At 45.4% G+C, this 24210-nt stretch carries 12 protein-coding genes; 4 read left to right on the top strand and 8 right to left on the bottom strand.

What is annotated here, in order from left to right; translation table 11 throughout:
- The first annotated feature begins 49 nt into the window (after positions 1 to 49).
- The 3 genes from AB4Z08_RS23335 to AB4Z08_RS23325 all read left to right on the top strand — a co-directional run bounded on the left by AB4Z08_RS23335 (position 50) and on the right by AB4Z08_RS23325 (position 5216).
- Positions 50 to 2746, top strand: coding sequence for a gliding motility-associated C-terminal domain-containing protein (locus AB4Z08_RS23335; RefSeq protein ID WP_441576201.1), 2697 nt, complete (start codon positions 50 to 52; stop codon positions 2744 to 2746).
- 61 nt (positions 2747 to 2807) lie between these two features.
- Positions 2808 to 4427 (top strand): M28 family metallopeptidase, encoded by a 1620-nt coding sequence (locus AB4Z08_RS23330; RefSeq protein ID WP_441576200.1) that lies wholly within the window; start codon positions 2808 to 2810, stop codon positions 4425 to 4427.
- A gap of 6 nt (positions 4428 to 4433) precedes the next feature.
- Complete coding sequence (locus tag AB4Z08_RS23325; RefSeq protein ID WP_441576199.1) at positions 4434 to 5216, top strand: zinc-dependent peptidase; 783 nt, start codon at positions 4434 to 4436, stop codon at positions 5214 to 5216.
- Positions 5217 to 5684: 468 nt separating this feature from the next.
- Here the strand turns inward: AB4Z08_RS23325 and AB4Z08_RS23320 are convergent, their stop codons facing one another.
- From AB4Z08_RS23320 to AB4Z08_RS23300, 5 genes are all read right to left on the bottom strand, one after another.
- Positions 5685 to 6437: a toxin-antitoxin system YwqK family antitoxin gene (locus AB4Z08_RS23320; protein ID WP_441576198.1), complete on the bottom strand. Its 753-nt coding sequence runs from the start codon at positions 6435 to 6437 to the stop codon at positions 5685 to 5687.
- A 1-nt stretch (position 6438) separates the two neighbouring features.
- On the bottom strand, positions 6439 to 10884 hold the full coding sequence (locus tag AB4Z08_RS23315) for a DUF6443 domain-containing protein (protein WP_441576197.1): 4446 nt from the start codon (positions 10882 to 10884) through the stop codon (positions 6439 to 6441).
- Positions 10885 to 10904: 20 nt separating this feature from the next.
- On the bottom strand, positions 10905 to 14492 hold the full coding sequence (locus AB4Z08_RS23310; protein ID WP_441576196.1) for a hypothetical protein: 3588 nt from the start codon (positions 14490 to 14492) through the stop codon (positions 10905 to 10907).
- 77 nt (positions 14493 to 14569) lie between these two features.
- Positions 14570 to 15994 (bottom strand): hypothetical protein, encoded by a 1425-nt coding sequence (locus tag AB4Z08_RS23305; RefSeq protein WP_441576195.1) that lies wholly within the window; start codon positions 15992 to 15994, stop codon positions 14570 to 14572.
- Positions 15995 to 16007: 13 nt separating this feature from the next.
- Positions 16008 to 17066, bottom strand: coding sequence for a hypothetical protein (locus AB4Z08_RS23300; protein WP_441576194.1), 1059 nt, complete (start codon positions 17064 to 17066; stop codon positions 16008 to 16010).
- 206 nt (positions 17067 to 17272) lie between these two features.
- Between AB4Z08_RS23300 and AB4Z08_RS23295 the strand changes: the two genes are divergently transcribed.
- Positions 17273 to 17686 carry a VOC family protein gene (locus AB4Z08_RS23295; protein WP_441576193.1) on the top strand — a complete coding sequence of 138 codons (414 nt, stop codon included), beginning with the start codon at positions 17273 to 17275 and terminating at the stop codon, positions 17684 to 17686.
- 51 nt (positions 17687 to 17737) lie between these two features.
- Here the strand turns inward: AB4Z08_RS23295 and AB4Z08_RS23290 are convergent, their stop codons facing one another.
- From AB4Z08_RS23290 to AB4Z08_RS23280, 3 genes are all read right to left on the bottom strand, one after another.
- Positions 17738 to 21100 carry a DUF1080 domain-containing protein gene (locus tag AB4Z08_RS23290; protein ID WP_441576192.1) on the bottom strand — a complete coding sequence of 1121 codons (3363 nt, stop codon included), beginning with the start codon at positions 21098 to 21100 and terminating at the stop codon, positions 17738 to 17740.
- A 35-nt stretch (positions 21101 to 21135) separates the two neighbouring features.
- Positions 21136 to 22413 carry a Gfo/Idh/MocA family oxidoreductase gene (locus AB4Z08_RS23285; protein ID WP_441576191.1) on the bottom strand — a complete coding sequence of 426 codons (1278 nt, stop codon included), beginning with the start codon at positions 22411 to 22413 and terminating at the stop codon, positions 21136 to 21138.
- A gap of 185 nt (positions 22414 to 22598) precedes the next feature.
- Complete coding sequence (locus tag AB4Z08_RS23280; protein WP_441576190.1) at positions 22599 to 24197, bottom strand: RagB/SusD family nutrient uptake outer membrane protein; 1599 nt, start codon at positions 24195 to 24197, stop codon at positions 22599 to 22601.
- Positions 24198 to 24210: the final 13 nt, after the last annotated feature.

Below are 24210 nucleotides of genomic sequence, written 5' to 3'. Positions count from 1 at the left end.
TGGATTTTTTTTCTTAATTTATGCCAATTCCTGCGTAATTGCTATACCCATGTATTTTGTGCGATTTTTTGCCTATCTCCTGATGTTGTTATCCTTTGCCCAAATGGCCAGGACACAGTCCTGTGACCAGATTGGTCAAACGCCTTCCTCTGCTTTTCCGGTATGTGGCACCCAGGTATTCAAACAACTCTCTGTACCTGTTTGTGGCACAACAACTATACCCGGCCCTGTTTGTAACACCCCGGGAGATTTTAATCACTCTGATAAAAATCCTTTCTGGTATAAATTTACCTGTTATCAAACCGGTACGCTCGGATTTACGATTACACCGCTTATACTGGCTGAAGACTACGACTGGCAGATATTCGATATTACCGGCCGCAATCCGAATGACGTTTACACTGATGGGAGTCTTTTCGTAACGATGAACTGGTCCGGAGAATTTGGTCTTACCGGCGCATCTGCTGCAGGAACCAACATCGCTGTTTGTGGCGGCTACGGCCAGCCTTTATTCAGCAAGATGGCGGTGCTGCAGCAAGGCCACCAATACCTGTTGCTGATCAGTCATTTTTCCGATACGCAAAGCGGTTATGAACTCGCCTTTGGCGGCGGCACCGCCGTGATCACAGATCCAACCATACCTCACCTGCAGCAGTCGGCCTATAATTGCGGCCCTTTTTCAGTAGGAATTAAACTCAGCAAAAAGGTACAATGCAACAGCATCTCCAAAGATGGAAGTGAGTTTTCCCTTACCACGCCAGGCATAAACATCACCGGCGTAACCGGTGTTGGCTGCACGAATGGTTTTGATACGGATTCATTGCTGGTACAATTAGATAAAATGCTCCCGGTCGGGACGCATTCCCTGGTATCAAAAAATGGCATCGATAACAATACGTTCCTGGATGCCTGCGGCAACCAGCTTCCCGTAGGAGAGCGTGCTACCTTTACGGTAGTACAAACCTTTCCGGTAAAGATGGGTAATATTAAAACGCTGCCCTGTGCACCAGATCAACTGCAACTGGTATTTGATGCACCGATCCGGTGCGCATCAATTTCTCCGGATGGAAAAGACTTTGTACTGAGCGGCCCTCCGGGAGTAAAGATTACCGGTGCTACCGGCAATTGCAGCAGTGATGGGCTGACGACCATCATCACACTAAAACTGGATAAAAGAATACTGATAGCAGGGAACTATAAGGTAACGCTCGTAAAAGGACCCGATGGCAATACAATTGAAAGCGAATGCCATATAGAAACGCCAGCGGGACAGGAAGCCACATTTAACATACCTCCGCAGCCCTATGTGCCACTGCCCCCTGTTACGCCTCCACCCTGCGCGCCCAACGAAATACAACTGGTATTTAATGAGTCGATCCGTTGCAGTTCTGTAGCAGCCGATGGCAGCGACTTCACCATCACCGGGCCTATTCCCATCGTGATCAGCAAAGCCGTTACTGTGTGCGATGCAAACGGACTAACCAAAACGGTTACCCTTCAATTAAAAGACCGGATACTAAAAGATGGCAATTACCTGGTACAGCTGAAAGCCGGAAAAGACGGGAACACACTGCAAAGTGAATGCTGGCAGGAAACGCCCACCGGCGCCCAACAGCCTTTTACGATTGCTCCGCAACCAAGTGCATTGATACGTGGTACCGCCCCCGCTACCTGTACCCCGGTGAGTATAAAAATAGGTGTCTCCGTCCCGGTGCGCTGCAGCTCTATAGCACCCGATGGCAGCGACTTTACCATCAGCGGCCCGAAGCCGGTAACGATTGTAAAGGCAACAGGGATCTGCAATAGTAATAACCTGGCCGACACCGTGGAACTACAGCTATCAGCCACCATTCAAAATGCAGGTGATTACGTCATCACCCTCCGGAATGGAACTGATGGCAATACTTTGCAGACGGAATGCTGGCAGCCCTCTGCGCTTAATCAGCAAACTACTTTTCGTGCAGCCGATACCGTTAATGCCTCGTTTGGCTATTCTATTGAGCAGAACTGCCGTATTACCACTCTGCATTTACAGCATAATGGTAAAAACCAGGTGAATCAGTGGAAATGGACCTTTGATGACGGCGACTCCTTTACGACACAAAATCCAGTGAAAGTATATACCACACTCGGCATGAAGCACCTGCAGCTCACCGTTTCCAATGGTGTATGTTCTGATACAAAAAGTAAAGACACCCTTTTCAGAAGTGAAGTCACTGCATTGTTCGACGTAGATCCAGGCCCCTATTGCCCGCTGGACCTGGTATTACCGCAGAATAAAAGTCTTGGTAAAATAATGTCCTGGAACTGGGACTATGGCAACGGCGCCCGTACTAACGGTGCCACTCCCATCCGCATGCAGTATTATCCCACACAAAAGGAACAACAATACCTGATCCGGCTGATTGTTAAAAACGATGCGAACTGCCTGGATACCGCCGATCATTATATTACTGCTGTATCCAGTTGTTATATAGATGTGCCTACTGCGTTTTCTCCCAACAACGATGGACAAAACGATTATCTCTATCCATTGAATGCCTATAAAGCGGTGGATCTTCATTTTGCTATTTATAACCGGGTGGGCAATCTCCTGTTTGAAACCACTGACTGGCGGCGTAAATGGGATGGCACCGTCAATGGAAAAACTGCCGACGTGGGCACCTATGTATGGATGCTGGAATACACAGAGAAAGTCAGCGGCAAGCGGGTATTCCGCAAAGGCACCACTGTACTGCTCCGGTAACCCATTTTTGGAATTGTAAGGGAAGTCCCCTAATTTTTGCCCTGAATAAACCGCGCATACATTGAAAGTACCCATCATATTATCCATGGCTGCCACTTTGTTGGGCAGCTACGCAAAAGCACAAGACTCCACTGCCATCAAAGCCATCAATGCCGGCAGTTTTGCACAGCACATCAAAGTACTGGCCTCCGATGCATTTGAAGGCCGTAAACCTTTTACCCGGGGCGAAGACAGCACCATTCAATACCTCGCCGCCCAATTTAAACAACTGGGATTGCAACCCGGTAATGGCAACAGCTATTTCCAGGAAGTACCGATGGTATCTATCAGCTCCAAACCTGCAAGCAACCTGGTGATCAGGGGAAGTGGCGGAGAAGTATCCCTGCAGTACCTGGAAGACTTTGTAGCCGCTACCCGCCGTGTACAGGACCAGGTGAATATCCGCAACTCCGCACTGGTATTTGCAGGCTACGGCATTGTAGCACCGGAATACAACTGGAACGACTATAAAGGACTGGATGTAAAAGGGAAAACCGTGATCGTACTCATCAACGACCCCGGCTTTGCAGACAGCTCCCTGTTCAAAGGTCGCACCATGACATATTACGGCCGCTGGACCTATAAATTTGAAGAAGCCGCACGACAGGGCGCTACCGGCGTTATCATCATTCATGAAACCGCCGCCGCCAGCTATCCCTGGAAAGTAGTACGCAGCGGATGGTCTAACTCAAAGCTGTATTTGCAAACAGCTGATAACAACCAACACCGCACCGCTCTCGAAGGATGGATCACACAGGACGCCGCCAAAAAAATATTCCAGCTGGCCGGCATATCACCGGATATCATGCAAAAGGCCAGGACAAAAGGTTTCAAGCCGGTAGACCTCCACTTACAAACATCTCTTGATATTAACAACACCATAAAAAAATCCACCTCCCATAATGTGCTGGCGGTTTTACCGGGCGCCAAACGCCCGCAGGAATGTGTTGTATATTCCGCCCACTGGGATCATTTTGGTATAGGCGAGCCCGTGAAAGGAGATTCTATCTATAACGGCGCAGTAGACAACGCCACCGGCACGGCCGGTCTGCTGGAACTGGCCACCGCATTCACCCGCCTGCCACAAAAGCCGGAACGCTCCGTATTGTTCCTTTCTGTTACCGGAGAAGAACAGGGCCTGTTGGGATCAGAATACTATGCTGCCCATCCTACCTTTAAGATGGAGAAAATAGTTGCTGATATTAACCTGGACGTACTGAATACTTTTGGTCGCACTAAAGATATTACCGTGATCGGCTATGGTCAGTCTGAACTTGACGACTACGCCCTGCATGCTGCCCGGAAACAAGGCCGCATCACCATCCCGGAATCCAACCCGGAAGGAGGATGGTTTTTCCGTTCCGACCATTTCAACTTCGCCAAGAAAGGTGTACCCGGATTGTACATAGGACCAGGTACAGATGTCATCGGCCATGAAGCCGGCTGGGGAAAAGAACAAACAGCTTCGTACAACCGTTTACGTTACCACTCTCCTGCCGATGAATTTGACCCGGCCACCTGGATAATGGATGGCATGGTAGAAGATATCCGGCTGTTGTTTGACGTAGGCTACCACCTCAGCAACGAAAGCAGTTTCCCCGCATGGAAGAAAGGATCAGAGTTTAAAGCATATAGAAAATAAATAGCCATGGTTTTATTCGGATTGATAATGATCGGATTGATCCTGTCACTGTACTTTGTAAATATGTACAGTCGCAGGAAAGGAAGAAAAACAGCCGTACCTGAAGGGTACCAGTCGCTCCTGGAAGAGCATGTACGCTACTACCAACAGCTTACCCCCGCGGACAAAACGCGGTTTGAATCCATGGTACAGCGCTTCCTCAAAAGAACCAGCATAGAAGGCGTAGGCACGGAAGTAGAACCGCTGGACCGCGTACTCGTAGCCGCCAGCGCCATCATCCCCATCTTCGGATTCAAAGACTGGGAGTATTTCAATCTTACTAACGTAATCCTTTACCCCGATACTTTTGATGAAACCTATCAGTACGAAGGTAATCGCCGCAACATTCTCGGCATGGTAGGCAGCGGCGCCTTAAACGGACAAATGATCCTCTCCCGCTCCGCCCTGCGGGAAGGGTTCTCCAACACCACCGATAAAAACAATACCGCCATTCATGAATTTGTACACCTCCTCGATAAAACCGATGGCTCCATTGATGGCTTCCCCACCAAGCTGCTGGACCATAGCTACAGTATTCCGTGGATGAAATTGGTACATCAAACAATACAACAGATTTCGGAAGGGCATACAGATATTAATCCCTATGCCGCGATGAATGAAGCAGAGTTTTTTGCGGTGATATCGGAATATTTCTTTGAGCGGCCGGATTTACTGGCAGAGAAACATCCGGAGTTGTATGAAATGCTCGCGCGGATGTTCAGGCAGGACCCGGTGGGAAAAGTGGGATGATTTTTTCCAGGCGTTAGCATAGAGGTTGCTGGCGCCTGGGGATACTGCCAAGTAAAGTGGAGATGTCGATGCAAATTATATCGTTCCTTATTACAAATAATATCAAAATGTTCTTTATTCTCTTTTTAATCCTTCTTTTAATCTTCCTCATTCTTGCGATATCGTCAATAGTAATTATCAATAATGCTATTGATCGTCATATTAAGGATATCTTAAAAAAGCATAACTGCACACTGATTTCCATTTCAAACACCCATAAAACGTTCCGACATAGCAATGAACCAACAAAACCAACCTGGAAGAACTTCGGAATAATGGGATATTCAACCGCTCAAACAACCACGTTTAAACAAGTAAGTTTCAATACCAGCGATAATAAAAAAATCACTTCTTTAGTGGCAATTGATAGCTTATTCCTATTATCTCATAAAATATTTTTTGAAGTTAACCTGGATACTTTATAAAAAACTATATCACACTAAAGCTATAAGCCATCTCTTTTATCAACTCTTTATAACGATTATAACTATTTTCATTCACAAAAAACGACACTAAATATACTGTATCTCCCTGCTCTAAAAAATACTGTACTGCTATCAAATTCGCCTTGTCCACTAAAAAGTGTTGCGTAACTTCCTTACCCTTCAAAGCATTAATTTCAACGTCATCTGTAGACAGCACCTCTACAATTGCATGCACTTTACTTTTTTCAATAGTCTCATTTATAACGCTATTTATATTTTTACCATTTCTTGTTAATACAGCAATATTAAAACTGGCATTCCAACTAAGACTATCGCTGAAACCCGCCAATGGGACAAAAGGCGCTAAATGTTCTTTTAGTATCCAGTTACCCGGAGTATTAACTTTTAGCGGTCTATTCAAATAAATGCTCCAATCTACAGTATATGAACTATCATTAATATTATAGCGCCAAATTCCTTTTTTTAGGCCTTCGTCATAATTACCTTCTGCCTTCACCGTCCCATCTTCGTTATAATACGTCCATTTCCCAACACGGAATCCCTGTGATATTAATACTCCGGCACTCTTGGTATGCCCATTCTCGTAATATTCAATATATTTCGCGTTTCCTCTATCAACAATGATTTCACTTTTAATTTTCCCATTAGAGTAATACAACTGATCCTTACTTTTACCTCTACAGCTTACCGCTACCATGTAGAGTGCGATTACGTTAAAAAGCAAAATTCTATTCATTTTATTCCTCCTTTCTTTTACGCTTTAACTCTAATTTAATTTCTCCTTTTACCCCAATTAAAAATGCGGCCTCTGCTCCGACCCCTACAGACGCTTTATTATAGCTTTCGCCTGTTTTCAAATCACGCTCCCCTCCACCACTAACAGCAATACCATCTACAGAAATCCCCCCCTCCGTTGAAATCTTCTGCTCTCTCATCTTAATTCCACTACTTCCAACGTTAACAGTACCTTCATGAACAACTTCACCGCCAGCACCAACAACAAATCCAGGCGCAACAGGGGCATTAACATCCATCTTATACTCTTGATTAAATTTAATATTACCTCTATTTAATAATGCATCTCCTCCCGTTGTATTCTGGAGACCTTCTGAAGATAGCATCATGCCTGCCTTTAATGAGAATAGTTCTACACTTCCAGCATTCACCTTACCTCCAACTGTTTTTTGGACTTCCACTCCCATCTGAGCCCCCAACGTAATATTTACCTCCGCTTTCAACTCAACTGTTGTGTTCTTCATAACATCCCGAGCCTCCTCCTTAGCAGCCCTGACCACTCCCGCTGCAGCATTATAAATGGCTCGTCTGATTGCATTTTTCGCATAATTCTTTACGTATTTTAATGCATCCCCCACCGGATCAATTGGACCAGACCACATTCCATCAGGATCTATAAATCTTATAGGATTATCAAATGCATAAACATAGGGACTCCAACGTCGTCCTTTCTCACTTAACGGATCCACTACCGACCACCGTCCTATCTGCGCATCGTACATCCTTGCTCCATAATCATATAACTCCAGCCCACTTCCATCAGCAAATTCCCTATTCTGTAACTCTTTCCCATTATACTTCGTCTTATTTTCCACATAATCCGCACCCTTCAAGGCATTTGTACTAATCCCCGCCATCGTCAACCCAAACGGATAATAATGCGTCTCTTCCAACAACGGTCCACTACTATGTGACACCACCAGGTTATCAAAGAACACATCCTGCGCACTTTCATTACTGGTATAAATATAGATAAATCCTGTCTTTTTAATCACCATTCTATCTGTAGCCAGGGTCTGTAATACATCCGGCGTTCCCTGTACCTGCTTTACGCCACTATTCTCATTAACCATCACGAACTGGTCATCAAACAGTGCATAATTAAGATACGATTTAGGTTTATCTGACAAGTTTTGCGAAGGATCCTTCTGTTTCAAATTGTCATATGCCGAATTATTAAATGTCACCGCCAGTGGGGAACCAGGGCCAGTGGCGGCATGTGCACCGTCTCTAATTCCTTCACCGCCGAATGCCTGCAGCAGGGCCGCCAACATATCAGTAGTAGTGGTAGCTGGTGTACTGGCAGCAGTACTTTTATAAAATGCCTTGCTGCCTATCTGCAGTGTATCCCCCGCCATCACTCTCAGCACCAGAGACGGACCAATCTTCTGTCCGTTGGTCGCATTCAGTCTGGCTACATAGTCATTAGGAGATGTAGTGGCATCTGCCGGGTAGCCAACAGGTTTTGGAATGCGGGTATTATCAAGATTACTGAACAAGGCGTTTTCGGCAGGCGCAGGGGCTGTTTCCATTGTGGCCGCATACACACCAAGATCAGATTGCTCTGTTAACACCACGCGTATATCTCCCAGATGATCCTTTACAAAATAATCATACTTATATGCCACCGGTTGGCCTGTCTTTAATACCGCGCGAATACGGCCCTCTTCGTGTGCTAAAAACTGTAATGTATCATTCTCATAAACAAATCCCTTGATATAATCAGTGGTAGTCACCTTGGGTATTGTTCCCGTGCTATCTGTCACGATCTTTTCCAGCTTATTACCACTGGCATCATAACGATACGTGATGCTACCTTTACCTGTAATGGCAATACTTTGCGGCAGATTCAGATGATTATAAGTGATAGCGCGGATATTTTTATTGAAGTCACTTTTCAGGTTGCCACTTGTATCGTAGTTATAATCATTATTACCCGTGCCGTTGATCTCTTTGAAGTCACCTAATGTGGAGGTGGGGTCATTGACTGCGTCAGCCACGCCTTGTAACTTGTTGCTGATCTGGTTTTGCTGATAAGTATAAGTAAGTTGATCTATCGTGCTGCGGATTGTGCCCTTCATCCCTTTTTGCGTCATGCTTAGGATGTTTCCATTGGCATCATACGCAGTTGCAGGATTAATACCATTGCCCATCGTTACAGTGAAGTCAATTTTGCTGTTACTCCAGGTTCCTCCATCATTTTGCGCAAAATCAGCTTTTAGCAAGCGGTTAGCCGGATCATAATTATAGCCGTAGGCACGGCTTATATCGGCAGACTTACTTTTCCATTTTATACCCGAGATGTTTCCGTTGTATTGATTTTTCTGGAAGCCATCATCGTAATTCAGCTCCTGTCCAAACCAGTTTGAGGCGCCACCGGCGTTATTTACATAGTCTTTGTTAATTCCCTTCAGCCAACCATGAATATTATATTCATAATCCAGTGTTTCAATAGGCACATTATTTTTCACCCCGATATTTTTACGCTTCAATTGCCCCAGTTCATCATAGGCAATCTGTGCAACTGTTCTCCGCGCAAGCGAATCATCGTTTAACTGCTTAATTACCTGGGTCAACCTACCTACATTGTCATACGTCATCATCGTGAGCACGGTTGTTTGGGGAGTGGTACCACTTCTTGGATTTTTGTGGCGCAGATAATTGCTAAGCAGTTTCCCCTTAAAGTCATACAGGTTGGTCAGGATATCCTGGCCACCACTTATATTATCTGAAGTCACCTGCGCCACCCGACCTTTACCATTATAGTAGGTAGTAGTCGTTAGCCATTTGTCAGTGCCCAGTACTCTTACTTTTGCGCCGGTTACCAGTCCTGTTGTAACATTGCTAATACTTCCTACAGATTCAGCATAAGGATTAGCGCCTGCCTTTGGTTTAGTGGAATCTGCTGCCAGATAAGGCTGTACTCCCGCAAAGCTGTAATCATTATAGTAGGTATAACTGAGTGGCGTTAAATCATTAATGGAAATACCTGGTAGTGGATTGCTGATAGTTACCGTCGTTTGCCCTTCAGTAACATTAGGATTAATAAGGACCTGCAGTGAATCGGCCAGACCTGAATCAAAACCACTTACCAGGGTAACACTTTGTGTTGCCTGGTAAATGGGCCTGTCATGGACAGCTACCACCAGGTCAGCGACACCCGGAAAAGTATAGGCGATGGATTGGGAGGTTGTAGCGGCATTCATGGCTGTTTGCAGGGATGCCCTGGTAGCCGCAGAATTATTATACAAAGCTGTCATGGTGGGTCGGTTAAGTCCATCATAAAAGGTAACGAACCATTGGGGCGTGGTATTGGTTTTAAGATTACCATCTCTATTAAATATCAGTCTGTCTCTTATATCATATACCATTTCGGACGAATCGGCTCCCGGCATTTTTTTCATGATCAGCCGGTTTCTGCTATCATATCTGTATAAAAAACATAACTCCTGTATAATAATATCTGCTATTACCCAGCTGTTTTTTATCAGCTCTACCGCTTTTGGGGGAATTACGCAACGAAGGTCACCCAGATCATCATACACATAATAGGTACATAAACAGCTATCATGACCAGCTGGAACACCGGTACCCAATCCAACCTTCTTCAATACCACCCGACCTTCTTTGTCTTTAAACTCAACGATAGGACTACCACGTTCATCTATAGTCACATTCTTATATAACTGGCCGGGGGCGTAAATTTGAGCGCTGACGGGCTTTATTGCTGCAACTGRCATATTCCAGACCCTCACACTGTCAGCAGTTATATTTACCAGGTATTGCTGAGCGGTGGGCCGGTTACCTCCTGTTGATGCCCAGTTGTTACCCGGTGAGTAAGATTTAAGTATGCGGTTTAAAGGAGAAGCTTCATACGCTATCTGATTGTAATAAATACTTTCTCCGGCAGTACCGGGGTTCAATACCGAATCTTTGTAGAATGCTTTTTGATTATTAAATGGATCTGTTTTGAATTTCCCATCACTGCTATTACCTGACTGATGCACATAGGGAAGATACCTGTATTGTTCTCTACCTAATGAGTCGTATATAACGGGAGTTACCATATCTTTTCCGCTCGAGCTGACTCCCTTATTTACTGTTTGTAATATTCTGGCAAGACCGTCAAAATACTGCGTGGTCTGTTTTACTTCCGCGGTTGTACGGCTGGCAGCTTTCACCGCTGCCGTATCAGTAGTGGGCATGGAGGGCTCCCAGGTGCGGATATAATTAATGGTACTGCTCCCATAAGCACCAGGTGCATTCACTGGTGTTGCCGCCGATCTGCTACTTCCGGTTGGAAAATTTTGTGCAGCTAAGGATGTCGCACATACGATACCAAGCAGTATTCCGAATATTTTTTTTATGCTGAGATAGATACCAGGCATATCGCTAATTTTAAATAGGGTTATTGGGTCAGGGAAACCTGATATTGATAATCATATTGTTTTACGATCCGGCCATCCTGATCATTTACCGTCATAAGCCTTCCCAGACCATCATAGGTATAATATAAGATGGTATTCCGCGCATCACATTGGCTGGTCATTCCCACCAAAGGTGAATAGGTATAGGTAGTCATTTGGGCGGAAGAAGGAAAGAGCCGTAATTCATCAATCAATGCCGTACCACCGACGGTAATATTTTGAACGGTCGGCGTAAACTTATATTCGTAGAGTGTCCATCCTTTGCGTTGTGCTTTAGCCGTGGCCTGCGCGCCATTGATGCTAACCGTCCCCCCTTTCGCCCAGAAAGTAACATAGTATTCTGTGTTGAGCACTACATTTGCTTTCGTGATACTGCCGTTGCTTAACGAGTAAGCATATTGCCCCGTAATAGCATCCGCATTATTGCGCTGGCTACCTGCTACCGTCCACCCACCGTTATTGTCTGCCTCAAAACTGGTATAAGCAATACTTTCTTTTCCTGCATTAATAGCACTGGCTGCCAATAAACAGCTATTATAATCCCACAACAGGGAGGTTACAAATCCATCTTTTACAAATTCCTGCACATTGCCTAATGGGTCAAATGCGGTGATATTATATTGGCTTTTCAACAGCGTGTCCTCTCCTCTCGTGGTAATGTATTTATACGGTTGTACAATCAGGTTGTTGTTGTCCTGTAGTTTATAGTCAATGGTATTACGCATCTGAACAACGCCGCTTCTTGAGGAGGTTACGTCTGCAGGAAGCGATATATTATTGCGGCTTTTAACCGAATCGGACAGTGCATTTGAATTAAGTTGCCAATAATATTTAAAGGCAGTACTTAGTGTTTCTCCTTTGCTGGATTGACTAGTGTTCTCTTTAAGAAGTGTATAAGGTGCTGTGTTATATGTATTCGTGCTGGTTGACTGCAATAATCCTGGGCCATTCAGCGCATATTCTGTCTCTACAGTAGATAACAGCTTTTTCTCCTGGTAAACAATCGGATAGTCATTGATATAATATGCCTGGTATTCCACCGGTTGGGGAGGCTCCCACTGACAAAGAGAAGTATAAATTTTCTTTACATTGAAATTATATCCGAGTCGCTGATATGTTTCCTCATATGTTTTCCGGATCGTCTTTTGGATAGTGATATTATTTGTATTCCTGTTTCGTGCGTAAAAAGTAGTTAAGGTATCTCCTATTAAATAATCAGGAAGGATACCATATGGGGTATTGGCAATACGCCCATTTCGCATACCGGCATAAAAAATCGGATTATATTTATATCGGTATTCTACGGATCTGTCAATGGAATCTTTACCCTCCGTTGTTTCTATCACCGACTCATGATAACAGGTATTTGTGCCGATCAATGACGTAGGCGTATTTGTATTATTGGTACGAACCAGATAGGTACAGGAAGTATATTCATCGCAATTCCATAATCCTCCGCAACTTCTGAACATAGGGATCCTGGAAGAACTCACAAATTTTGGTTCCGGTTGAATCCGGAAGGTTGAGTACTTACCGGTTTCTTTATAAGCGTAGCTATAGCTTTTTCTGATTTCGGTTTTGGCAACGTTGTCTTTACTGATAATGGCGGCTACACTTAGTCCTCCTATCGGAGCATCCCTCATTAACGTGTCTGGCGGGGCGGATTGATAGTAGATAGTTACCAGAGACCTTACGAGGGATCCAGCTGCCGTCAATCTCACATGATAGTCTATAGAATCCAGTGCAACAGAATCCGGTGTCTGCGCATTATTTACCGGCATGGCTGTTTTAGAATAAATAGCATAGTCATTATCATACAACAGATATATCCCCCCTTCATTATGAGAAGCCGGCCTGGTGGGATCCGGATTTACCACTTTGAAATCAACGACTGCTTTTTGTTTGAAAGTACTTACAAAATCACCATTATTTTCCTGCACAGTACTTGTTCCTGATCCTGTTACACTACCAACATAGGTCGCCGGGTGTTTCACGATGTATTGCTCCCTGGTTCTATTGAAAGCGTATACTATGCTGTCGTACCCTCCGGTAGGGTATACAATTTTGTTCAGCAAACCATATTGCATTTTAGTCGTATCGGGAGTACGATTGCCAAACCGGGCGGGATACCCTTCTGAGTAATAAGTCAGATCAGGATATTCATCAGTAACGGGTGTTAAAAGATAACTGTTGTTAATGCCGTTATTATAACCAAAGTAATCCTGAGCACCAGAAAGGCGGGCAGGCAACTGGTTACCATTTAAATAAGAAAAGGCGTAATCATAACTGGGTGATGCATCTTCGAGAGACGGTGTAATGCTGAGTTTATCCAATGCCAGCCGGTAAAGCAGCGATGAATCGTTGTTCATTCCATTCACGTTGAGAAAACCACCGAAACTAGCTGCTTTAAAGTAGGTGTAACTGAATCTGGCTGTTCTGATAAAGTCTCCTTTATTGTTAATCAGTGAGATGGCGTTTAACCACTGTCCGCCTGGTATATCTTTTCTGGGACCGGCAAAATCTTCACCATAATCAAACTCGAGAGATCCGTTTCTGAAATTTATCTGCGAGAGTAACTTAGCGTTAATCGTCTGATTGGTAAAGCAGTTGTCAAAAGTGCCGGAAAACCGCTGGCAGCCCATACCGGCAGAGCCATCTGAGCAGGCCCACGCCTCAGACGCTATTGCTATGGATTCCGTTTCGCTGACATCAACATAATAGGAATGAAAATTACTGATGTATTGAAAAGTGATGGTATCCTGCCCCGGCTGAATAATACTGGATAAATACCAGGCATTACCCACTTTAACGGTCCTCCCGGAAGTTCTGTCGGCACAATAAGAACCACCTCTCTGATAGGTGGAAGTATCGCAGTCATTAAACGAATAATGAATGCCTTTGTCATCAATAATTTCAATGCCACGCCGTAAATCACTAAGCGTAGTAACTACTTTGTAATTCTTATCTTCCAGTAAAATTGCTTTGCCATCGGGACCAAAAATAAATCGGCCGGAAATCATTCCATTAACAGAAAAGTCAAAGACGTCGCTTTCCCTATCTGTTTCCGCATTCAGATAATTCAATGTAGCCCTGTCATAATTTTCAGGATCTGGTTTGGTAAAATTATTGGGATAAATACTACTCGTCCTGGTTTCATCAGGTAACCCATAACAGGTTCTGCTTATCACACCGCCATAGTTCAGGCTCCATCCCAAACCAACAATACCCGCCGCTTCGTTCACTTTAATTCCGGTGGAAGCATAGTTTAATGTCACCGGCAAACTCAAAAATCTTGACTTAACATTAAAAAGAGGAATAGACACATTCGGCGTTCCTGATGACAGGTTCACGTTGACGTCCCCGCCTTTGTTCATGGTAGCGGCATTTACCGGCGGTGGGTAAAGGGCGTTAGGATTAAAGTTATACGCATTATCTCCTCCGGGTGGTGTTGCAGTTCTGGTTTGCACCTGAGAAAATACGGGCATACGGCTGTTAATGATCATTACAACTGGTAGTGCCAGGAAAAGTATGCTCCTCGTCATTTGTTGGTAGGGGGGACAATGTCTCATCTCAATATGGTAAAAGTTTTGGACTGCTCATTTCTACTATGATAAATCAGCCATCCTTTGGTTGAAAATACTATCTCTTAAAAGTTATAGCCCAGTCTCACCTTCACCGGATCCGTTCTGGGCACATGCGAATTATACAAAAAATCAAACAACACCATCATATTCCCTTTCAGCTTACTATTAATCTTATACTTCTTACTAATACCTATCAACCCGCTCTGTGTCCACTTCTGTCCCAGTCCTTCCGGTACACCAGCATAATCCGGCTGATAATTCTGCTCATACCCACCATTCAGGAAAAAAGTCCCTTTGAGTTTCCAGTCGATGAAAGAGCGAATCCCCATCCCCTGACCGGAGAACCGGATGTTATCAAAACCAGTACCCATGCCCAGTTTATACGAAAGACCAATACCCGCGCTTCCGTTTTTATGAAACTTATAGGCGGCCTGTCCGGCGAGGTCACCAGTGGTAGGGAAAAATTTATTGCTACGCTGGAACTGTACGTTGCTGCCAAATTCCAACCGCTGTAAAAAGCTTTTGGTCTTCATTTCTTTGGGCTTGAAATCCGACATTTCGGCGGCGTTGTCCAAATCAGGGAACTTACTTTTCAGCTCATCAAATTTGCTGCGGGCTTCTGCCATCTGTTGGCTTACTGCTGCGCTGGCATTGGGGCCGCTGCCAATACGTTGCTGGATAAGTTGCTCCACCTGGCTACGGGTTTGTAATCCCTCCAGGCTTTGTGCAGAGGCGGTGGCGCCTTGTATATTAAACAGACTGGCCAGCTGTGAATGCTTTTGCATAAAGTCATTATAGGCAGGTAGCTTCTTAATGACCTCCATCGCCTTCTGCTCTGCTTTCTTCTTATCTTTAAAAACTTCTTTATACTCTTTCAGTTGCTGTGCGTAATAGTAGGCTTCTTTATTCATCTTCTGCAGATCTTTCGTAAACCCGGTGTACTGCGCTAATTGCTCTTTCAGCAGCTGTTTACGTTCCCGGATATACGCCTTGATCTGCTCTGCCTGTGCAAGTTTATCTTTCAGGTTATCTACTGATTTTAAAGACCCGTTCAACTTATCTGTGACGCCTTTGGATTGCGTCAGGAGTCCTTTTGATTGTTTTAAAAAGGCCAGGGAGTTACCCAAGCTATCAAGATATGCACCGCCCCCTGATTGTGACAGGGCACCGGAATACTTTCCAAGCTTACCTTTCATGCGTGATTTAAGGCTTCCTAATGAATCAATAGAATGTGCAAAAAGGTTATTCGCTTTCAGGGAATCAATTCGTCCCAAACGCCGCTTCAGCTTTTCCTCCTGCTTCATAAACCGGCTCAACGCCTGTTCGCTGCGTTTGGAAATCTGTCGCTCCATTTTGTCGGATTTCTGCTTTACCTGTGAAAGATATTTTCCCGGTATAGGGGTGATCTTCTTCATCAGGCTATCCTGTGCCTGAGCAGCAAAGGAGCAGATAAACAAGGACAGGACAAAGGGACAGAATAATTTCATGACAGGGATATTATTATTTAGCACTCACTTTTTCTTTAAGGTCTTTCATTTCATTTGTCAGCGTGTTAATTTTCTTATTCATCTCGATAATATATAACATCTGCTCTTCTATCTTCTGTAATAACTTTTGGTTGATTTCACCCAGATCAATGCCATCTTTTGTCACTTCAGCTGCACTTGGAATATCGCGAAGATGCTTATTGATGCTGATGAAATCTTCTACTTCCTGTAAAGAGGGTAACTTGTAATCTGAGTCAAAAACAAAATCTGCCCAGGGGGTCACCTGCGTAACTTTTATTTTACGCGCACCAATGGTGCCCTCCACTGCAAGTTTATAAGGGCCTGGTGCTATAGTCCCAATACCTACATTACCGTTCGCCTTAATCATCAACAAATTGGAGTCCCCATTATTAACCGTCAGCACGTTGTTGTAAACTAACCGCCCTGCGGATTTGGTCCTTCCATTCAAAATGATAGCGCCGAATGCGGCATCCGATGCCGGAGGCGTAACATCCTCCGGTTCTCCGATGATGTAAAGCCCTAAAGAACGACCTGGCGCATAAGAACGCCCTAATAAAGTGGGAAAATAAACAGTGGGAGAATTAGTCCCATTCAGGATGGAGAAGAAGCCATCGGTGCTGGGTATTCCTGATTGCGAAAATCTTGCCGACACAGAATTCTGTTTTCCGGACACATGTAATCTGGCATTAGGCAATGTTTCTCCTATGCCCATATTACCATTCTCTATTATCCTCATCACTTCTGACAGGCTATCACCTCTCACAAAAAACTTCATAGCCGATCTCCTTCCGGAGGCCACTGTTCGTTCCACTTCCAACCTTCCTACGTCCGTACCTGCCATATTAAATTTCAGGGCGCCTACCGAGCCCAAAATGTCGCTAAAATTGGTAAGTTTTATGTTTGACAGGGTATTGGAATATATCTCCAACTTCTCTGTAGGAGCTAAGATACCAATACCTGCATTACCTGTAGAATCCAGTCTATTGGTTCTCTGGCCGCTGGCATTCAGGCATGCGGCAAAAAGCAAGGACAAAAAGAAGACGTGCTTCATAGCTAAGGGTATAATTTTATTATGGTTTATTTTTCAAGGTTAATACTGCTACCTAAATAGAATAAATATGTAAAATCGTTCCGAACACTAATGGAGTAAAAGCTACAGTTAATTCAATTACAAAACAATACAAACCGGTTAACATTATCTGCAAAGGAAGTAACTTATTACAAACAAATCACTACAACTTTAGTTGTATTAAATCCATGATAGACAAAATTTTAAGTAGTATTTACCAGACATCCGCCTTGCATAAAACATCTTACTTTCGCACCATGCCAATCACCCATCTCATAGTTATCAAGACTGCTCAACTCGCCATGCAAGCTGAGTTTTATACCCGTCTTGGATTTGAATTTCACTATCACCAACATGGAACTGGTCCTTTTCATTATGCCAGTACCGGCGAAGGCGTAGTCCTGGAAATTTATCCTTTACCCAGGGGTGTAACAGTAGCGGATAATACTACCCGATTAGGTTTTAAAGTAGATGATATAGATACCCTGATGAAGACCTTGCCAGCGGAGTACATCATTACGGCGGCAACACAAACGGAATGGGGATACACCGCACTGGTAAAAGACCTGGATGGCAGGAAAATAGAACTCCTCCAAAAATAAAAAAGCCGTTCTTACAAAGTGTAAGAACGGCCAAAATAATTCAGAAAATGCTTACAGTGTTTTCACTCTCATATGCCTGAAACGCACCGTAGATCCATGTCCGAGGAAACCAATATGACCAGTTTCATTTTTCAGACCAGGATGATCTTTATGATCCAGTGTACCGTTTTTACGGGCATCTGCAATATCTCCATCCAGGATCACGGTACCGTTCAATATTACTTTGATATGGGTACCATCTACAATTGCTTCTTCCACATTCCATTCACCAACAGGTTTAAGGAAGCCACGTTTGGCAGCGATCACACCATATACGGAGCCATGATACTGGTATACATGCAGGTCTTTGTAAACGTCTGCTTCGTTGTCCAGGATCTGTAATTCCATACCCATGTAGGCAGCATCGCCCTCCAGTGGAGCACGTACCCCCAAACCGTTGTTGGCGCCGGGTGTAAGCTGGAATTCAAAACGGAAAGAGAAATTTTTGTATTCATCTTTCGTATAGAGATTACCATGTCCACCGTTGGAAGGATCTATGATCAGGTCGCCGTTATCAATGACGTAGTCTTTGGTGTTACCAATCCATTCGTGCATGTTGGTACCATCGAACAACAATTTATATCCGGCTTTCTTTTCTTCATCGCTCAGCACATAAGGCTTCGGACGCGGAATTTCCTTTACATACAGATCACGGTAAGCAACGTAAGTACCATGTGCCTGCAGTTCTATCTGCTCATCGGGGAAGATAGGTAAACCACGATCCCAGTAGTTTTCCAGGATGGTGTTATCTGTTACCAGTTCACCGTTGAGGTATACCGTTACACGATCCCCTTTCATGAGGATACGGAAATGATTCCATTCGCCGATGGCATTATCAGCTAGTTTCAGCGGCTTGCTTTCATGTTGCTGGTTATTGTATAAACCACCGGAACCTACCTGTGCGCCTACATCTGTGCGGGATGTATCCCAGATCTGTACCTGCGGGGAACCACGGAGATAGATACCGGCATCGCCCTGTGCAGTGATCTTCCAGTCTACCAGCATTTCAAAATCGCCATATTTTTTCTCGGTGCAGAGATTGTCTCCGCTGCCACCGAATACCAGCAAACCGTCTTTTACGGACCAGCCTTTGCGCATGTTGTCATCAGCTTTCTGTTGTGCTTTAGCGAGATTTTTAGCATCCATTTTGCCGCGGGCAATAGGATTTTCCACCAGTCCTTTCCAGCCGCTCAGGTCTTTACCATTGAAGATGGCTACGTATCCATCGCCGGCGGGCATTTCAGCGAGGTATTTGCTGATGGACTGGCGCTGATAATCGGCATCCTGTCCTTTCAGTACCTGGGATGTTTTTTCGAGGAGCGCACGAACGGTGGCACCATTATAGCTTTTATCGGCCAGTGCAATATTCATCACGGCGTTGGCTGCTGCCTGTTGCACGGCTGTATTGTCGAGGTAGTTACCGGCAAACAATAATGCAGGCAATATTTTGCAACGCTCCGCACCTTCCAGTATTTTTTTCTGTACTACCGGTGTCGTGGATAATTCCATGGCATTGCGCAGCATCAGCAACTGTTGTTCTGCGGGGAATGCAGAGCGGCGGGTCAATCCTACGTAGCCTGCCAGTGCCTCTTCGCGGTAGTCGCTGTTGGCCTTATCTCTGGCAATCTGTAATAATGCGGGGGCCGCGGCGGCATCTTTCCAGGAAGATAACGCCAGCAGCGCTGCTTTTTTCGTAGCGGCATCACCGTTATTAAAGGCGGATACCACAGGTATTAAGGCAGCTTTTTCACCGATACCCGCCAATACAGGAAGGTAACGTGATTGTTTATCGGCAGCCACCTGCTTCATTTGTGTCAGCACATCGGCGCTGTTGGCGCCGGCGCTGATCAATGCCGCCTGGAGGTTGCTGATATCGGTAGCATTGCTGCTATTATTCAGTAAAGTAAACAGTTCAGAGAGGTTGGATTTGGTCGCCACATCTTTCAGCGCGCTGATGGCAGCACTGCGGGTAGCGGCATCTGTGCTGGCAGTAAGTGGCAATACATCATTCACACGGCTGTCTGCTTTACGTGCAGCCAGTACCGTTAGTAATGCTGTTTGCGCGGATGCAGGCATGGTAGCCAGTGAAGCACCGGATTGCGCAGCCACTTCGTCACCAGGCATAATCAGCAGGGCATTCTTTACCGCTTCTACCGTAGTGGCATCGCCGGTTTTCATGGTTTGCAGCAATGCAGGTAATGCAGCAGCGCCACCAATCTGACCAGCTGCTTTGATCGCCGCCAGTTTTACGGTTTCATCCTTGCTGCCCAGTAATTTCTGGATAGCAGGTAAAGCAGCGGCCACTTTATTATCTCCCAACATACCCACTACAGCAGCTTTATTGGCATTATCTGCGCCTGCCAGTTTCTTTAACCAGAGCGCGTTACCGGCTAATCCGTTCTGACCTGCAAACTTCAGGGCAGCATCACGGTACTCGTGGTTTTTATCATCGGCAGCAGCTAACAGCAGGGGCATGTTCTTTTCGCCACGGATGGTAGTGAGCAGTTTTAATGCGGCAGTGCGGGTATGTACCTGACCGTCTGTTTTCGCTTGTTTCAGGATATTGTCGGCGATCTTCTCAGCAGCAGCCTTATCGGATAAGGTAGCAGCATAATAAAGATAGGAAGCCGTGGCATCTGTTACATCGTATGCGTAACCGCTTTTGGCGGCGGCAGCAGCAAGTACCGGAGCAGAAGCAGGAGCGCCGATCTGCGCCAGCGCGTAGAGGCCCACTTTTGCCAGTCGCTTGTCTGCGTCATTGGCCAGTGGTGCAATGGCAGCAGCAGCTGCGGTGTAACGACTATCCCCCAACGCTTCTGTGAGGGTGATGCGGTTAAAACCGTTAGCAGCAGGCAATGCCTGTAATAAAGCCTGTTGTGCTGCCGGAGTATTGATTTTCACCAGTGCACGGGCAGCAGGATCACAAAGACGATCGTCTGCAAGACAAGCCTGCAGCGTGCTTACGGCGGCATCGTCACCTACGGTTTGCAGCTGTGTGAGCAGAAATACCTTATTTTCCGGATCATTGGCTTTAGGCAATGCTTTGCAGAGTGCGGCAACCGCTTGTTTACGGGCTGCTTCCTTTCCTGGTTGCGTCACATAATAAGCATATCCGGCTATCGCATACTGCAATTGCGTATTATCCCCTTTTCCGGGCGCTGCGAGCATACCGGCGATGGTAGTAAGCCCTTCTTCACCCAGGGACGCAATCGCCTCCATATTGGCGTTAAACTGCGTTTTATTGGGGGCTGGCATCAATGCCAGGACATCGGCTACTTTAGTATGGAAGGCACGCTGATCTGATGGTCCCTGTGCGGAAACCAGGCTACTCCAGCCAACCAGTAATGCAATGAGTAAGTGTAATATCTTTTTCATAATTCATTTACTTGTTTGTTCTGATTCCGGCTGTTTTAGATAGTCCATGGTCCGCGCATAGGCTGATAAACGAGGGCGTTAGCACCTGCATCATCAATGAATTCCTGTTTCACCGGGTCGAATTTTAAAGAACGGTTAAGACGCAGTGCGATCTTACCCATATTCACCAGGGTGGCAGAACGGTGACCATTTTCTTCATTCAGCGCAAATTTGCGGCGGTTCTTCACGGCGTCCACAAAATCTGTTTGCTGAGGAGCGGGATCAGGGAAGGCGGCCAGTTTCTTTTCAAGGTCTTGTATATCCGAGCGGAAACCAGGATACAGTTTACCTTTTGGTCCTTCTATATAGGCAGCTTTTTCATCAGCACCATCTCCATCGAGGATAATCTGGCATCCATCGGCATAGGTGTAGGTAATTCTTCTCCAGGTGCCTACGGCATCAGGATGTTGCTGTGGTGCATCTACTTCTACGCTTACCGGGCTGGTATCGTCCTTACCCAGGAAGTACTGGATAGGATCCAGGTAATGCTGTCCCATATCTCCCAAACCACCACCATCATAATCCCAGTAGCCACGGAAGGTCTGGTGCACACGGTGTGGGTTATACGGACGATAAGGAGCTGGTCCCAGCCACATATCATAGTCCAGTTCTTTTGGTACTGCCATCGCTTCCAGGTTGGTTTTGCCTACCCAGTAAAATTTCCAGTCAAAGCCGGTATGCTTGCTCACGGTTACTTTCAGTGGCCATCCCAGCAGACCGCTGTCTACCAGTTTTTTAATCGGCTTCACAGTAGTACCCATTCCATAAAATCTGTCTTCAAAGCGGAACCAGGTATTCAGGCGGAAAATTCTGCCATGCTGTTGTACTGCTTCCACCAGGCGTTTGCCTTCACCGATAGTGGCGGTCATTGGCTTTTCACACCAGATGTCTTTCCCTGCACGGGCAGCATCTGCTGCGATGATACCATGCCAGTGTGGTGGTGTCGCAATGTGTACAATATCTACTTCGGGTAAGGTGATGACTTCACGGTAATCGGCAAAAGTTTTAACGCCTTTGCTTTTATCTCCCAACTGATCCATTGCCAGTTTCAGGTGGCTGCGGTCTACATCGCAGAGCGCCACTACCCGGGTGCCCGCATAGCCAAAGTGGCCACGTCCCATGCCACCAGTGCCTATTACGGCTTTGGTCAACTGGTCACTCGGAGCCAGGTAACCGCGACCCAGCACATGTCTGGGCACAATAGTAAATGCAGCAAGCGCTCCCAGGGAATTTTTAAGAAATGCCCGCCTTGAATCGCTGTTTTGTTTCGCCATATTTCAGTTTAATTGAATGCCGGATTGATAAATTAGGTTTTGGTCTGATAGTATTCGTTCACTGTATGATAATAAATTCACCGTCTTATTCGATTCTGGCTTGTCGACTGGTAAGATATAATCTAACACCGTGATATGCAAATACCAGAAAGGAAATTTGATAAGCGGCAAAAAAATGGTCCTGTTTAATACCCGGGATTTTGCTTCATATCCGGATTGGACAATGTTTCTTTTTCCGGTATAGGCCACAGGTAATCACGATCAATATAGGAACGATCCTGCACCTTCACTGCCACACCTGTTTGTGGATCGGTAGCACCAAGTACCTGCCCGTTCATCACCTGCTTTACAATACCCCATCTGCGGATATCAAAATAACGCTGTCCTTCAAAAGCCAGCTCCGATTGACGCTCGCGGCGTACCAGCTGCCGCAGCAGGGCTGCGCTGTTATACTTTTGCAGGTCAACTGCCGGCATCCCTGCACGTGTGCGGATATCATTCAGATGCAACGCTATGGCCGGATTTTTCCAGTCATCCAGCTCTATCAATGATTCTACATAAATCAGCAATACTTCACTGTAACGGATAATCATAAAATCAAGCTTACCGTCCCTTGCCTGCCGGTCGCGCGCATCCAGGTATTTACGGATCCAGTAACCAGTAGCGGTAGACTTCTGCACCCCTATCTTATCAGGATTCACCGGTGAATTATCAAAAGGAGACAAGATATAATTGGCATCCAGGAACTGTTCTCCGGGATACAGGATGGACGCTACTAAACGGGGATCTCTGTTGTTTTTGTAATTAGGATCTTTACGGTAGATGGCTACAGAATCTGCCCCCAGCTCTGCGGGCGTTTTCCCCTGCTTTGTTTCAAAATTATCTACTACTGCCGCAGTAGGCGATACATATGTTTCTCCACCAATACCATAGGGTGCAAAGGTGACCCAGGCAGTTCCACAGCCATCGGCCTTAAAAAATATTCTTTCTTTATTTAACTCACCGGTATAGCTGAATAATTCGGCGAAACTGTTGACGTTTGGTTTTTCACTGCGGTATAATTTATATACACCGGAACTAATTACCTTAGCAGCAGCATCTCTGGCCACATCATAATGATGATAAAATATGGCCAGCTTTGCAATCAGTGCGTTACAGGTGCCGGCTGAAATACGCCAGGTTTCATCACTGTCATATTCCTGCGGCAGATGCTCCGCACAGTCCTTTAGTTCACTCAATACAAATGCATATACTTTATCTGCCGGATCTCTTTTCAGGTGATTTTCCAATGGCGTCACCGAAGTGGTAACAATAGGAATATCACCAAAAAAAAGCATGATCTCCATATGATAAAAAGCACGGAGCGCGCGGGCTTCATACTTCATACGAGTGCGCAGTGCATCATCCATAAAACATTTATCTACGTTTTCCAGGAAACGACAGGCACGGCGTATATCAATATAATCATCTCTCCAGATCCATTCCGCTACATCCCAGGTAGAGTTTTGCAAGCCACGCGTGTAAATATCGTAGTTGCCCTTGAAATCACCGCGACATACCGCTTCGTCACTGAGACCCGACCAAAACATCATATTTCGGCCAGATGAGCCGGCAGGTATACCCGCGTAAACAGAGCCCAGCGCACCATAAGCATGGCTCTCCGTTTTCCACCACTCCGCATCAGTAACGCCCGAAGGATTATCGTGGGTAAGAAATTTTTTGCAGGCCGGTAAAGACAATAACGTCAGGGCCCATATCATCATCATGCTATATTTCTTCTTCATCGCGAAAAATTTA

Origin of the sequence: Chitinophaga sp. RAB17, assembly GCF_052114225.1 — a bacterium.
In the GTDB taxonomy this organism is placed as follows: domain Bacteria; phylum Bacteroidota; class Bacteroidia; order Chitinophagales; family Chitinophagaceae; genus Chitinophaga.
This window is presented reverse-complemented; position numbering and strand designations above follow the sequence as displayed.